Annotated in this window: 9 protein-coding genes and 3 pseudogenes; 4 read left to right on the top strand and 8 right to left on the bottom strand. The window is 66.0% G+C overall.

Annotated elements, in window-relative coordinates:
• Positions 1-74: 74 nt before the first annotated feature.
• A pseudogene (locus tag ABKW28_RS16300) lies at positions 75-568 on the top strand (IS3 family transposase); the annotation flags it as partial.
• Between the two features lie 6 nt (positions 569-574).
• Positions 575-1,576 carry an IS110 family transposase gene (locus ABKW28_RS16295; protein WP_056681073.1) on the top strand — a complete coding sequence of 334 codons (1,002 nt, stop codon included), beginning with the start codon at positions 575-577 and terminating at the stop codon, positions 1,574-1,576.
• A 110-nt stretch (positions 1,577-1,686) separates the two neighbouring features.
• Here the strand turns inward: ABKW28_RS16295 and ABKW28_RS16290 are convergent, their stop codons facing one another.
• Both ABKW28_RS16290 and ABKW28_RS16285 read right to left on the bottom strand, forming a co-directional pair.
• Positions 1,687-1,992: a hypothetical protein gene (locus ABKW28_RS16290; protein WP_056681076.1), complete on the bottom strand. Its 306-nt coding sequence runs from the start codon at positions 1,990-1,992 to the stop codon at positions 1,687-1,689.
• Between the two features lie 50 nt (positions 1,993-2,042).
• The gene (locus tag ABKW28_RS16285; protein ID WP_235532562.1) at positions 2,043-2,213 is read right to left on the bottom strand and encodes a hypothetical protein; all 171 of its coding nucleotides are present in this window, start codon (positions 2,211-2,213) and stop codon (positions 2,043-2,045) included.
• A gap of 65 nt (positions 2,214-2,278) precedes the next feature.
• Between ABKW28_RS16285 and ABKW28_RS16280 the strand changes: the two genes are divergently transcribed.
• Positions 2,279-2,737, top strand: a complete 459-nt coding sequence (locus ABKW28_RS16280; RefSeq protein WP_056681081.1) for a MarR family transcriptional regulator — start codon at positions 2,279-2,281, stop codon at positions 2,735-2,737.
• Between the two features lie 1,131 nt (positions 2,738-3,868).
• Complete coding sequence (locus ABKW28_RS16275; RefSeq protein ID WP_302710068.1) at positions 3,869-5,527, top strand: MDR family MFS transporter; 1,659 nt, start codon at positions 3,869-3,871, stop codon at positions 5,525-5,527.
• A gap of 598 nt (positions 5,528-6,125) precedes the next feature.
• Here the strand turns inward: ABKW28_RS16275 and ABKW28_RS16270 are convergent.
• From ABKW28_RS16270 to ABKW28_RS16245, 6 genes and pseudogenes are all read right to left on the bottom strand, one after another.
• Complete coding sequence (locus ABKW28_RS16270; protein ID WP_056681087.1) at positions 6,126-8,495, bottom strand: MMPL family transporter; 2,370 nt, start codon at positions 8,493-8,495, stop codon at positions 6,126-6,128.
• A 37-nt stretch (positions 8,496-8,532) separates the two neighbouring features.
• The gene (locus ABKW28_RS16265; protein ID WP_082563742.1) at positions 8,533-9,135 is read right to left on the bottom strand and encodes a TetR/AcrR family transcriptional regulator; all 603 of its coding nucleotides are present in this window, start codon (positions 9,133-9,135) and stop codon (positions 8,533-8,535) included.
• A gap of 420 nt (positions 9,136-9,555) precedes the next feature.
• Positions 9,556-10,966, bottom strand: a pseudogene (locus ABKW28_RS16260) (IS1380 family transposase).
• Between the two features lie 130 nt (positions 10,967-11,096).
• Positions 11,097-11,452 (bottom strand): annotated as a pseudogene (locus tag ABKW28_RS16255) (transposase); the annotation flags it as partial.
• 106 nt (positions 11,453-11,558) lie between these two features.
• Positions 11,559-13,304: an MFS transporter gene (locus tag ABKW28_RS16250; RefSeq protein ID WP_056681096.1), complete on the bottom strand. Its 1,746-nt coding sequence runs from the start codon at positions 13,302-13,304 to the stop codon at positions 11,559-11,561.
• Positions 13,301-13,783 carry a MarR family transcriptional regulator gene (locus ABKW28_RS16245; RefSeq protein ID WP_056681097.1) on the bottom strand — a complete coding sequence of 161 codons (483 nt, stop codon included), beginning with the start codon at positions 13,781-13,783 and terminating at the stop codon, positions 13,301-13,303. Before ABKW28_RS16245 ends, ABKW28_RS16250 begins: the two co-directional genes overlap by 4 nt.
• Positions 13,784-14,032: the final 249 nt, after the last annotated feature.

The following is a 14,032-nucleotide window of genomic DNA, read 5'->3' as shown; positions in this document are numbered from 1 at the left end:
CCTTCCGAACCTCAGCATCACCGTTGACCTGCGCGACCGCTGAAATGGTCGGCATAGTTCCAAGGTCGGCATAGGACATCACCGAGCACTGGACCGGCGAAGGCAAGCTCTACGTTTGCGCGATCAAGGACGTGTACTCCAACCGGATCGTGGGCTACTCGATCGACTCACGGATGAAGTCGTCGCTGGCGGTCGCGGCGCTGAACAACGCAGTTGCTCGCCGCCGCATCGAAGGCGGTGATGTGGCCGGCTGTGTGGTTCACACCGACCGCGGGTCGCAGTTTCGAAGCAGGAAGTTCGTCCACGCGATCAACCGTCACTCGATGGTCGGCTCCATGGGTCGCGTTGGGGCAGCTGGTGACAACGCAGCCATGGAGTCGTTCTTCGCGCTGCTGCAGAAGAACGTCCTCAACCGACGGGCGTGGGCGACGCGTGAGGATCTGCGGATCGCGATAGTGACGTGGATCGAGAAGACTTACCACCGACGCCGTCGACAGGCCGCTCTCGGACGATTGACCCTGTCGAATACGAGTTGATCATGATGACAACCGCGATCCAAGCGGCCTAACCGAAACTGTCACCCGTTCGTGCAGCAGTCCCCAAACTGGGCGAACGAACAACGGGCACGACAACAGCTGATCACCTGCAGTTGCTGTGCTGGGCCGAGCAGTTCGGCGACGCCCGAACCTGGGCAATCGAGGACTGCCGCCATCTCTCGCGGCGACTCGAGCGCGACCTCCTCGGAGCTGGTGAGCGGATCGTCAGAGTTCCTCCGAAGATGATGGCCCACGCTCGAGACGGCGCCCGTACCTACGGCAAGTCAGACCCCATCGATGCACTGGCGGTGGCACGAGCAGCACTGCGCGAACCGAACCTTCCCACCGCCAGCCTCGACGGGCCGGCCCGAGAGGTCCGACTGCTGGCAGACCATCGCGACGACCTCGTGGCTGAGCGCACCCGAGCGATCAACCGGCTGCGGTGGCACCTGCACGAGCTGGACCCAGCCTGGGCGCCACCAGCTCGTTCCCTGTGGCGAGCCAAGCATCTGAAGGCGATCCTGCAACACCTCACCCGCGAGGATGGCACCGTCGCCCGGCTGGCACGCGGCTTGGTCGAGCGATGCAGACTGCTCACCGCCGAGATCCTGGAGCTCGACCAAGAACTGGAACAGTTGGTGCGCGCGCAGGCACCCGCACTCCTGGAGATCTGCGGTTGTGCGACCTTGAGCGCGGCCAAGATCCTCGGCGAGACCGCCGGCGTCCGACGCTTCCGATCCCGGCACGCCTATGCCCGCCACAACGGCACCGCACCGCTTCCCGTCTGGTCAGGGAACAACGAACGACACCGACTCAGCCGCACCGGCAATCGACAGATCAACGCAGCGATCCATCGCATCGCCATCACCCAAGCGCACTACCACCCGGACGCGAAAACCTACCTTGAGCGCCGGCGCGCCGCCGGAGACAACAAGGCCGAGTCCATCAGAGCGCTCAAGAGACGGCTATCCGACGTCGTCTTCAAGGCCCTCACGACCGACGCCGAGGCCAACACAGCGTCGACAGCGACAGCTGCTTGACATAGGAGCAAGGGGACGTCACCCTGGGCGGGGCTTGGTTCTAAATCCTCGCCGAGGCTGCTCGCGGTGTTCGCCGACCAGCGGTAGTCGAAACGACTCGCGCTTACCTCCTAACGGCTGATCGTCTTGATCTTGCTCAGCACGTTTCGCGGTCGCGGCTCGCGTGCCGCGGTGTGTTCTGCAAGCTGGTTGCTCCGTCGCGCTTCGATCTCGAGGCGGTGGCCCACTCGAATCGCTGGTTCGTCGAGGCCACTGGCCAGCCCGGCTGCGATGGCCATGGCTGCCCAGTCGTGGCGCGCGGTCGTGCGGACAGCGTGGGCTACTCCTTCGGTTGGCGGGTTCTCAGTCAGTTCGTCGATGACCATGCGCCCGCCCCGGTAGGTCTTGGTGGCCTGCCGCCAGGGCTCGATGGCCATCTCCTCGCGGCTTTCGGGGTCGCCGACGAGTCCGCGTTCTAACGATGCGGTCAGCAGCGTGGGCCGGAAACTTGGTCGAGGAGGTCGTTGACGAGGGTCTGGACGCGCGCCTCGACCCGGGCGATTTGGCGCGCGGTGAAGGCCTTGCTGACCAGATGACGCGGCTGGGTGTGCCGAGGTGCGTCACTCATGATGAGCATGGGCAGGAACAGCTCGGTCATGTCCACCCCGGGCGGGGCCGGGAAGATCCCGGACGCCGAGGAGTCACGTAGGCGTCGCCTCATGGATGCAGTTGATGACCTCAACGTTGCAGCCGTCCCGCGCCCCGCGTGGCCCGGAGGACTTCGCCGACGCGGCCCTGGCGTTTCTTGCCGTGGTAAGACGCATCCGAGGTCGGCTGCAGCCCCTGTTCGAGGACGTTACCGTTCCCCAACTCGTCCTTCTCGATGCTGTTCAGGCTTGCGCCGCCGAGGGAATTGTCGCAATTTCTGACTACACCGCCCTGAGTCAGCCGACCGTGACCCAACAGGCGGCGTTCTTGGAGGCGAACGGCCTTTTGCGCCGCGTCCCGGCAGACGACGATCGGCGCCGCCGGCTCCTGGCCCTCACGGAGCGCGGCGAGCAGTTGCTGGCGGCCAAGGAGGGGGTGGTGGCTGATCGATTGTCAGTCGCCTGGATCGCGCCCGCGGCCGAGGAGCAAGCGTTGGTGGTTCCATCGTTGCGGCACCTCGCGGACCTGGCGTGAATCAGCCTATCGAATACCCTTTTCCTCCTATGTAATCACGGGTATCTTGCGGTTGAAGGCTTCGTTCCGCACGGTCGTTCGGCGCCTGGGTGTATGCCCGGTCCCTGGTTGGAGGTGGGCCATGAGGTACGCGGATCTGCATGGCATCGGTTGGCAGCAGATGAGTTACGCGCTCATCGATCTGACTCGATACTTTCTCTGGTGGTGCATGGGGGGCCTGGTGGCCTGCGGTAGTTGCTGGTGCGCGGGTCAGTTTATGTACATGGAATGGGTGCAGGACACGCCGGCACCCCGGATCCGGTTGTTCGCCGAGTTGAGGCTGCGACGTGAAGTGGCGCGCGGGCTCGTAACCATGGAGGACTTCCTGGCTGTCGAGCGGCCTGAACTGCTAGAGCCGAGGACCGAACTGGATGAACCACTTCCCCCTCAACGCACCCGAGGCCATGGGTGGCCTTTCCTTCCCGGACCATCGCGGCATTCAAGCCGTCCCGAGGAGTAGTCCTTGTCGAACGATCAGAAGCTCTCGACGGCTCTTATAGACGAGGAGGCCACGCGATCCGATGTCTTGAGTCAGGTCGAGCGTCAGGTGATCTTGCTTGTGCGACGCACGCAAAAGGTTCACCTGCATGGACGCGGCCCGGACGGTGGTCGTCCGCTCGAACGCTCCGGGTACGCGATTCTGGGTCTGATCTACGATCGAGGACCCCAGCGGCCGGGGGAGTTGGCCAGCTACTTCAGACTATACGCCTCGACTATTAGTCGGCAAGTTGCCCACTTGGAGAGGGCCGGGTTGGCTACGCGCGTACCGGACCCGGAGGACCGTCGCGCCTGTCGTATGACGCTTACTGCGGCTGGGGAAGAGTCGCTCGTTGCGACGAGGGCCAGGCGACGCGAAGCGGTGCGCGGCATTCTGGGTTCATGGCCTTCCAAGGACCAGGAGGACTTCGCCCGCCTCCTGGGCAAGTTCAACCGAGACATGGCCGAACTGGAAGACGCGACCCCCGCCCCTCCGGGGTCAACGACAGCGGAAACAGCACCACGGCCACCACGCAGAGGAGTTCGCATTCAATGACCGAGGCATCAGCCGCGCCCACACCCTCCAGCGACACGTCGACGCACGAGGGCTCTCGAATGCCGATCCTGTCGCACCGGCAGATCCTTACCGTCTTCGTCGGCCTGATGTTGGGGATGCTCGTCGCGGCGCTATCCCAAACCATCGTGGCGACCGCGTTGCCCACCATCGTCGGCGAGCTGGGTGGACAGGAGCAGTTGGCCTGGGTGGTCTCCGCCACCCTCTTGGCGTCCACGGCCTCTACTCCCATCTGGGGCAAGCTATCCGACCTCTACGGCCGAAAGATCATGTTCCAGTCCGCCATCGGGATCTTCCTCGTGGCTTCGCTGGCCGCCGGCTTTGCGCAGAACATGCCGCAACTGATCGGGTCGCGCGCCGTCCAGGGTCTGGGGGTCGGCGGACTCATGGCTCTCTCCCAAGCGATCATCGGGGACGTGGTCAGTCCTCGCGAGCGAGGGCGCTACCAGGGATACATCGGGTCCGTGTTCGGTCTCGCCACCGTCGCAGGCCCCTTGCTCGGCGGCTTCCTCGTCGAGCACCTATCCTGGCGATGGACGTTCTGGGCGCCGATTCCGGTCGGGATCGCCGCGCTGGTTGTCACCGAACGGGTGTTGAAGCTCCCCTTCCCTCGTCGTCAACATGCCATCGATTGGCTTGGGGCGTTCTTCATCGTGGGCAGTGTCAGCTCCCTGCTGCTCATGCTGTCGCTCGGGGGCAAGGAGTTCGCCTGGAACTCTGGCTGGACGTACCTCCTCGGTGCGCTTGCGCTCTTGATGCTCGCGCTCGCGGTATGGCAGGAGCGACGTGTCGTCGAACCGATCATGCCTCCGCATCTCTTCGCGAATCACACCTTCGTGATCACCAGCCTTGCGGGGTTCACCGTCGGTGTGGCGATGTTCGGCGCGATCATCTTCCTGCCTCAATACCTGCAAATCGTCAAGGGAGAGACCCCCACCGCGTCAGGCCTGCTGACCCTGCCGCTGATGGTCGGACTGTTGGTGACATCGATCGGTTCGGGACGAATCATCACCCGGACCGGTCGCTACAAGGTCTTTCCTCTCCTGGGACTCCTCATCACGACCGTCGGACTCTTCTTGATGAGCCTTCTTGATGAGAACACCTCCCTCACCCTGGCCGGTGTTTACATGCTCGTCACCGGACTCGGCATCGGCATGGTCATGCAGGTCCTGGTGTTGGCTACGCAGAACGCGGTCGAACATAAGGATCTCGGCGTCGCCACCTCCGGCGCTACATTCTTCCGCTCACTGGGCGGCGCACTTGGCGTGGCAGTCTTCGGGGCACTGCTCACCCACCGGTTGCGTGACACCATTCCCGCCCAGCTCAAGGCGGCGGGGGTGCCGCCCGGCAAGGCAGTCGGCGGTGCCACCAAACTGGGGAGCCCCGACCAGATCGCTGCGCTCCCCGAACCGATCCATACCGCTGTCACAAGCGGTTTCGCCGACGCGCTGCAGACAACGTTCCTGGCTGCCGTGCCCTTCGCGATTATCGGGTTCCTCGTCTTGCTCTTTCTCCGAGAGACGCCCCTTCGTCGCGGTACGCACCACGACAGCGCCGCCGACAACCTCACACGCGCCTTCGAGAGCGGCGTCGATCCTGATGCAGACTACGGTGACGACTTCGACCACGAAGACGATAGCGATGTGACCCAGGGCACTGACCCAACCGGCACGACACCCACGCGCGTACCCCGTTCGTAGATGCTCGCCGACCCAGATGTGGCACCCCGACGCAGTAGAAGGTCGATGACGAGGCTGCACCGCGCAGAGCTGCCAATTCCGTGACCAGGCCGCCGAGTTCACGGCGGCCGACGTAACCAGGGATCAGTCGCGACAACGTCACCGACAATCGCCCGGCAGCGTCAGTTCGACGCCGAGCACCACCTCGGGTACCGATTGCTCTTCGACGCCGATGGGGTGACCTGGCCTCCGCCTACGGCCTTCACAGAAGGCTCCCGGGGGTTGCCGCCGCGACGGGGCACCCTCGTGATCGGGCCCGATCGTCGGTGCTGGGGGTGATCGGTAGTGAGCTGCGGATGGGGGCCATGCCAACGAGGCGCTGCGTATCCTCCGAGTTGATGGCCCGTACCCGCTTCGTTGGCCGTCATGGCCGCCTTCGACGTCGTCTCGAAGGCGGCGGTGAGGTTCCGGCGCGAGACTGGTGGGTCAGCAAGCAGCGTATGTAGTCATCGGCACGCGCGCGCATTCGCAGTCGGCCGGTCCAGCTCGGTGTGCGGGGTCGTGGGTCGCGTCGGTTGACTCACCTGCCACATGAGTCGGAACCTTGGCTGCATGACCGTCAGTTCCGGATCTCAATCCTTCGCCGTCGGGCGGTCTCGGACTGCTCGTTGAGCATGGTCAGGAGCTTGTCGCCCTCGACGTCGAGGTTCGGCAGCAGGCGGTCGAGCCAGCGGGGCAGCCACCATGCTTTTTCGCTGAAGATCGCCATGAGTGCCGGGACGAGGGTCATCCGGACAATGAAGGCGTCGATGAGGATGCCCGTGGCGAGGGCGAACCCGACCTGTTTGATCATGATGTCGTGGCTGAAGATGAAGCCGGAGAACACTGAGATCATGATGGCGGCGGCTGCGACCACGACCCGGCTGGCCTGATCGAAACCGTGAATGACGCTGTGCCTTCCGTGGTGACCGTGGACGTAGGACTCGCGCATGGAGGAGACCAGGAAGACCTGGTAGTCCATGGCGAGGCCGTAGAGGATGCCGGTGACGATGATCGGCATGAAGCTCATCAGTGGGCCGCCGGTGTCGAACCCGAAGAGGCCGCTGAGCCAGCCCCATTGGAAGACGGCGGTGGTGATGCCGAAGGTGGCCAGGATGCTGAGCAGGAAGCCGATGGTGGCCTTGATGGGGACGATCACCGAGCGGAAGACCAGCATCAGGATCAGGAGCGAGAGCACGACGATGATCGCGAGGTAGAGGGGCAGCACGCCCGCGAGCTTCTCGGACATGTCCAGGTTGATGGCGGTGAAGCCGGTCACGCCCAGGCTCACCTGGTTGTGCTGGGCAATGGGGTTGCCCGGCTCACGCAGTGAGTTCACGAGGTCGCTGGTGGCAGCGTCACTGGGTCCGGAGGTGGGGATGACGCTGAACACGAGCAGGTCGCCCGCTTCGCTGGTGCCGACGGGTGCTGCCAGCACGATGTCGTCGCGTTGCTGGAGCTCCTTGGTCAGGGTGGCGGTGAGCTCGGGGGTGATCGAGGCGCCGGTCGTGGTCGGCTCTGCGGTGACCAGGAGGGGGCCGTTGAAGCCCTCGCCGAAGCCACGTGAGATTGCCTCATAGCTCTGCCGGGCGGCGGTGTCCTTGTTCGCGGTGGCGCCGGTGGGGATACCCAGGTCCATGCTCGCGGCTGGGATGGCGGCAATACCCAGGGTGGCGATGACGACAGCGATCACTGGCCACCTGAACCTGATCACGCCCTTCACCCAGTGGTCGGCCACGCTGTGGGACTCCGCCTCCACCTTCGCGCGACGCCGCTCCCGGGCCTTGGGTGAGCAGATCCGCTCTCCGACCAGGCCCAGCAGCGCCGGCAGGAGGGTTAGGGCGATGAGCACGGCCAACGCGACGGTGGTGGCCGCCACGAGTGCCATGGTGGTGAGCATCGCGATGCCGATGACGCTCAGGGCGGTGAGCGCGATGAGGACGGTGAGTCCTGCGAAGAAGACGGCACTGCCTGCGGTCCCGACGGCCCTGCTGGCTGCCTCCCGTGCGGTGAGGCCCCGGTCGAGGATCAGGCGTCGCTGACGGTTCACGACGAACAGCGCGTAGTCGATTCCGACGGCGAGGCCGACCATCAGCCCGAGCACCGGGGTCGCGGAGTTCATCGTCACCATCGTCGACAGGGCGTAGGCGCCGCCGACGCCGATCCCGACCCCGACCAGGGCGGTGATCAGCGGCAGTCCGGCTGCGACCAGCGACCCGAGGGTCAGCACCAGCACGATCGCCGCGACCGCAAGCCCGATGACCTCGCCGACCCCGACCGGAACCTCCAAGGCCTTCAGTGTGTCGCTCGGCAGGGCCGTGATGTCCGAGCCGGTCTCGGAGCGGTCGATCACGTCGAGGACTGCGGTGACGTCCTTGTCGGTCAGCGAGAACGTCGCGACCTTGAACTGGAACTGGAAGAGCGCCACCTGGGCGTCCGATGACACCAGCACGCCGGGCACCGGTCTTCCGTCGACCACCAGCGGCTGGTACGGCAGCGCCTGGCCCTGATTCGGCCCAGCAGCGGGGGTGTTCCCCGGCTGCGAGCCGGAGCCTGGTCCCGGCTCGCCTGGGCCGCCTGGTCCGACGCCGGGGGCGTCGGCAGGGGCGCCCAGCGCCGCGTCGAGGGGGTTGACGACCTGCTTGAGCGCGTAGATCTCGTTGACGGTGTTGCTGATCGTCGCGAGGCGCTCCGGGGTGTCGAGACGCTGACCCTCAGGGGCGGTGAAGACCACACTTGCCTGGCCCCCCGAGGCTTGGGGGAGCTCCGCGGTGACACGGTCGAGAACGGTCTGCGCCTCGGTGCCTTCGATCTTCATCTCCGAGCTCACGCTCACGCCGTTGATGGCAAAGCCGGCCACGACCACCGCGAGCACGGCCAGCCAGCCCGCGATGAACAACCAGGGGCGACCGAAGGCAGTTCGCCCGAGCCGGTACAGGAACGTAGACATGCGGGCTGTTTCTCCTCAGTGGGGGAACTGCGTGTGGCTAGAAGCCGGTACGCAGGTAGTCGAAGGTGATGTCGAGGAAGGAGGTGTAGTCCATCGCGCCCGGCGAAGCGTCGCGGTCACCGTCAAGTCGCACGTCGAGGGTGCCCTCCAGGGCGGCCGTGACGGCGCCGTACACGGCTCCGAAGAGCAATGGCACGTAGATGCCGGGGTAACGGTCCCCAGCCAACGATCCCAACAACTCCTGGGCAGACTGGCGCATCCGTTGCTGGACACCCAGAACGTAAGGCTCGAGCGTCGGGTACTGCCGAGCCATCGCCAGCAACTCCCGCATCGACACCAGCGTGTCGGCCGTAAACTGCTCCCGCATCACCGCGAGGAGAGCGTCGGGCAACGGGAGGTCCGCCGGTAGGCCTGACAAGATCGCACCGACATCGTCAATGCGGCTGAAGGCCACCGAGGCGACCGCCTCCTCCTTGCAGGAGAAATGGTTCGCAAACGTGCGACGGGAGTACCCAGCCCGCTCGACCACGTCTGCGGTGACGAAACCGAACAGACCCCGCTCACGGGTCAGCTCGAACGCCGCTTGGGCCAGGGCATGAGCCGTCGCCTCGCGTTTCACATCCCGCAATCCACGCTCCATGTACCCAGTATGGGGGTCGCTGCCCAATGAGCAACATTGCCCAATGAGCAGGGCGATATCCACGCAACCGCCGTGCGGAACCAATCGACGACTGGCGCTGAGCAGTTCGCTGACGCGGTGCTGGCTCTGCTGGCGGTCGCTCGCCGGACGAGGGGTCGACTGCAGCCGTCGTCGAACACGTCGAACTTGAGCCAGAACTTCGCACCCTCGCCGGCCCAGATCCCGAGGATGTCGCGCTCCCGGCAGCGGTGACCCCGTTGACGACGTAGAACGGCGCTTTAGCCTCGATCCACCGATGAGCTGGGGTTGAGCGTCCGCGGTCGCTGACGAGGGGTTCTCGGGTGCGTGGGCGTGGCTGTTGGTCTGGCCTCGCTGCCAGGTCGTTCCAGGTTGGTCGTCGTGCCGTGTCGGCTGGGGTGGTCAGGTCGTCGATGCCGGTGGTGGTCCGCAGACCCGGGTGAAGAGCTCGGTCCAGGCGGTCTCCCAGGGCCACGCGGTTGGGAGGTGAAGGGTCACTCTTCGCGCGGAGGATGCCACTCGGGCGGGCACGGCGATGAGTTTGCGGCGGATGGTCGCGGTGGTGGCCTTGGCGAGTCCCGGGCCGGTGATGGTCGCGGCGGCTCGGGTCAGGTTGAACGCCATCACGGCCAGCACGAGCCAGGCTGCGTTCGCGGTGAACTTGCCCTGAGGGCAGGTGAGCCAGCGCGGAGTTCTTCAGGTCGGCGTGGACCTGTTCGATGATCGCGTGGCCACGGTGGGTCTTGTCCGCGGCCACCGTGTCGGCCACGACCGGGGCGGTGGTGGTGAAAAAGGCGTGGAAGCGCCAGGTGTCGAACAGGGTGTCCTGGCCGTCCTTGCTGCCCGGGTTGAGGTCCGGGATCCGGCGCACCACCAGCCGTCCTGGCACGTGGTTGGTCTTCTTCTGCGCAGCGAACGCGGTGAAGGGAATCTCGGTGACCTCGGCGCGGGAGATCCAGGTCTTGGTCTGCTCGTCGAACACGGCGTCGGTGTACTCGATCGGGGTCCAGGCGTCCTGGGCGATCGTGGTGATCGCGGCCTTGATGCGGTTGTCCAGGCGGACAGTGACCGAGACGTCTGCGCCGGCCTTGAGCGCGGCTGCGATGCTCGGGTGTCCGTAGAACGCGGAGTCCGCGCGCACCAGCGGTCGCAGGCTGGAGGCACCTGTGAGCTGGTGGGTGGTCTTCAACGCGTCGGCGACCAAACGCTTCGCACCCCGTGGTGAACCGCACGATCCCTTGCGGAGCCGTTGGGCCACGATCAGCGGCGCGGTGTCCTTGGTGGACACGGTGGCGAGTAGCGCGTTGAGGCCGCGGACCCCGGAGTAGCCGTAGCCTGAGCCCTGCTTGGCGTGGCCGTGGACCTCGAAGATGGTGTCGTCGATGTCGACCATCACCCGCTGGGTCGACTCCTGGCCCGCAGTGATCATCGGTGCCTGGTCGGCCAGCCGGGTCAGGAACCGGGAGGCGACAGCGTCGAGCTGGCGGACGTGGCCGAACGTGAACGACCGCAAGAACGATCCCAGCGTCGAGGGCGCGTAGGCGCTGGTGAAGACCCGGCCCATCCCGCCATGACGAAGAAGCGCCATGTCGTCGATGGAGTCCGCGCCTGCGACCATCCCAGCGACCAGGGAGGCGACCTTCAGACCGGAGTTGGCGCCCTTGTACGTTGGCACCGACAAGTGCTGCTGAGCGAGCTCGTGGAGCCCGGCGGACCGGGCCAGCGCGAGGACCGGGACCAGCCCGGCCGACGACACGAGATTCGGATCATCGAACACCGCCGACGTGGCACGGGGCGTGTGGCAGAGTTGCATCTACGAGATGCCCTTCGTGGTGGTGGAAATCGGTCCCTAGACAAGACAGATTTTCCCAGCACGTAAGGGCATTCTCACTTCACGACGCGCTCACCCGACCAACCTCATCGGTGGATCGAGGTTTAGTGACCTGGCCGTCGCGCACCTCGACCATGATCGCGTCGATAAAGATCACCGGGTAGACGGCGGATTCCTGTGGTCGGTGCTGCCACTCGACAATCTCCGCGGTCACCTTCTCGGTGATCCGGCCGATCGTGTCCTTGCTGATGCTCGCGCCGTAGACATCGGCGATGTGTGCGGCGACCTCACCGGTGGTCAGGCCACGCGCGGTCAGCGACAACACGATCTGGTCGACTCTATCGAGGCGGCGTTGCCGCTTCTTCACGATCCGTGGATCGAAGGTGCCCTCGCGGTCGCGTGGGACGTCGACCTCGACCGGTTCGACGTCTGTCAGCACCGTTTGGGTCTGGTTCCGTTCCTGGAGTTGCCGCAGTTACGGCCCGTGGCCGCCGCCGAGGGGCGCAGGAGGCGGGGCTGGCTCGGCGAACCGGCGCCCGGACTGAGTCTCCCGCGGCCGATCGCGACCCGTCGGTCAGGGCCGGATCGACTCCCCGAAGTCGTCGGCCGTGAGTTCGCGGGCGGTTGTGCCGGGACGAAGATGGACCACGGGGCACCGCGCGCTGGCGATCAGTGCGTGTGTCAGGCTTCCCTCCGCGAATTGCACAGCAGCTCCGTGGGGGGAGTTGCCGATCGCTACCGTTCGCGCGTCGACGTTGTTGGCGTGTCGGGCGAGGACCCGCCCAGCAGCGGCGTGGTCGCCAACGCTGTGCAGCAGCAGCCCGCTCGCGGTGCTTCCGTGTTGGGTGAGCCAGTCGATGTGGCGACGCAGGGCTTGCCGCTCCCAGCCCCAGTCCGCCGCGTCGATGGCGAACTCCTCGACGATGGTGGTCTCGTGAACGTGAACGAGTTCGATTGGACTCCCCGTCATTCGGGCCAATTCGGCCGCGGCCGCGACGAGGTCACGGGCGTCCTCGGCCGCGGCGATCGCGATGACGACTGGCCGGTGTTGCCTACCGGGCGTCGCATCGAGGCGGACCAGGGTCGGCTCGACAGGCTCCTCGGTTGAGGTGATCGGTTCTCCGGCGGACTGCCCCGACTCGGCGGCGGCGAGCAGCTGGTGGCCGGTGGCCAGCACGATAATGGCGAGGGCGATCGCCCCGGCACCGACGAAGAACGGCACGCTGAGGTCGTAGTGGTCGGCCAGCTTGCCCGCTGCGTAGGGCGCGAGTCCGCCGCCGATGAACCGGACGAACCCGTAGGCCGAGGACGCGACCGGTCGCTCGACGGGCGAGACGAGCATGACCGCCTGGGTGGTGAGCGTGTTGTTGATGCCGATGAAAGCGCCGCTGACCACGACGGCGGTGATCACCACTGACGGCGTGTCCACCCCGACCGCGATCACGGCGAGCACAACGGACAGTGCGGCGAGGTTTGCATACAGCACCGGGGCGGTGCCGAAGCGGCCCTGCATACGCGGTGCGACGAACACACTGAAGATGGCCACCAGCAGGCCCCAGCCGAAGAACACCAGACCGAGCCGGTGCGCGTTGAGCTCCATCGGGTAGGGCGCGTACCCGAGCATGGTGAAGAAGCCCCAGTTGTACAGCAGCGCAGCCAATCCCATGGTGAGCAGCCCGCGATGGCGCAGCGCGCGCAGTGGCGCGCTGAACGGGGTCGGCCGTGCGGGCTTCGGCTGCGACGGGACGAACAGCATGGTGGCCACCAGGGCGATGCCCATCAGGACGGCGACCCCGAAGAATGGTCCCCGCCAACTGATGCTGCCGAGCTCGCCGCCCAACAGTGGTCCCACGGCGATACCGAGCCCGAGGGCGGCCTCGTAGAGGATGATGGCCCCCGCGAAGCCGCCGGTGGCCGACGAGACGATCACGGCCAGGCTGGTGGCGATGAACAGGGCGTTGCCCAGCCCCCAGCCGGCGCGGAAACCGACGATGCCGTTGATGGTTCCCGACGTTCCGGCCAGGGCGGAGAACACCACGATGATCATCAGGCCGAGCACCAGCGTGCGCTTCGCACCGATCCGGCTGGAGATCGGACCGACCACTAGCATGGCCACCGCGGTCACGATCAGGTAGCTGGTGAACAGCAGCGACACCTGGCTCGGTGTCGCGCGCAGGTCGTGCGCCAGCGCGGGCAGGATGGGGTCGACCAGACCGATTCCCATGAATGAGATGACGCAGGCGAAGGCGACCGCCCACACCGCCCGGGGCTGGCGGAACGGGCTCGCGAGGGGTTCGTGCGGTGCGTGTGGGGCTGTCATCTGACTCCTCCGGGACGCGGACGGTCAGCCCGTCCGGAAACAGCTGGGACGTTGGCGAGGTCGGCCAGCCGCGCGAATGCCGGCAGCGCCCGGCTGATCGCTGCCTGCTCGTCGAGATCAAGCTCGTTGAGCAGGGCCTCCAGCGCCGCTGCTCGTTCTAGTCGCCGCTCGGCCACCAAATTCCGGCCCGCGCCGGTGACCGTGACGATCACCACCCGGCCGTCCTCCGGGGAGGGAGCGCGTTGAACCAGATCCTCGCGCTCGAGCCGGGAGACGAGCTGAGTCATGCTGGGCTGCGAGACCCCTTCGCTGGCGGCAAGGTCGGTCAGACGCTGGGGTCCGTCTAGGTCCAGTCGCGTCAGCACGCTAGCCGCCGTGAGCCCGAGGCCACCGGTCGTGGCGAGTCGCCGCATCACACGCGAGAGCTGCTCGAGAACCGCCGCCACCGTTTCTGCACGCTTAGCCGCGGGAAACAACATAGTGAAACTATATACCATCCTTATGCAAGAACGCTGGCAACCAGACCGGCGCGTGCCCTTGCTCGAAGCCGCAGTCCGCTGGGTTGGGCCGGTAGCGTGACGTCAGGGCGGACTGTCGTTCAGTGTCGGCACCGGTCCGGTCCGCGTGTTGTTCTCGACGTAGGGGAGTGCGCATGGGTGGTGAAGGGGTGGGGGCTGACGCCGTGCGGAGCCAATTGACGGCTGGCGCTGCTGAGCAGTTCGCTGACG

It is taken from the genome of Nocardioides sp. 31GB23 (assembly GCF_040012395.1).
GTDB classification, from domain to species: Bacteria; Actinomycetota; Actinomycetes; order Propionibacteriales; family Nocardioidaceae; genus Nocardioides; species Nocardioides salarius.
This window is presented reverse-complemented; position numbering and strand designations above follow the sequence as displayed.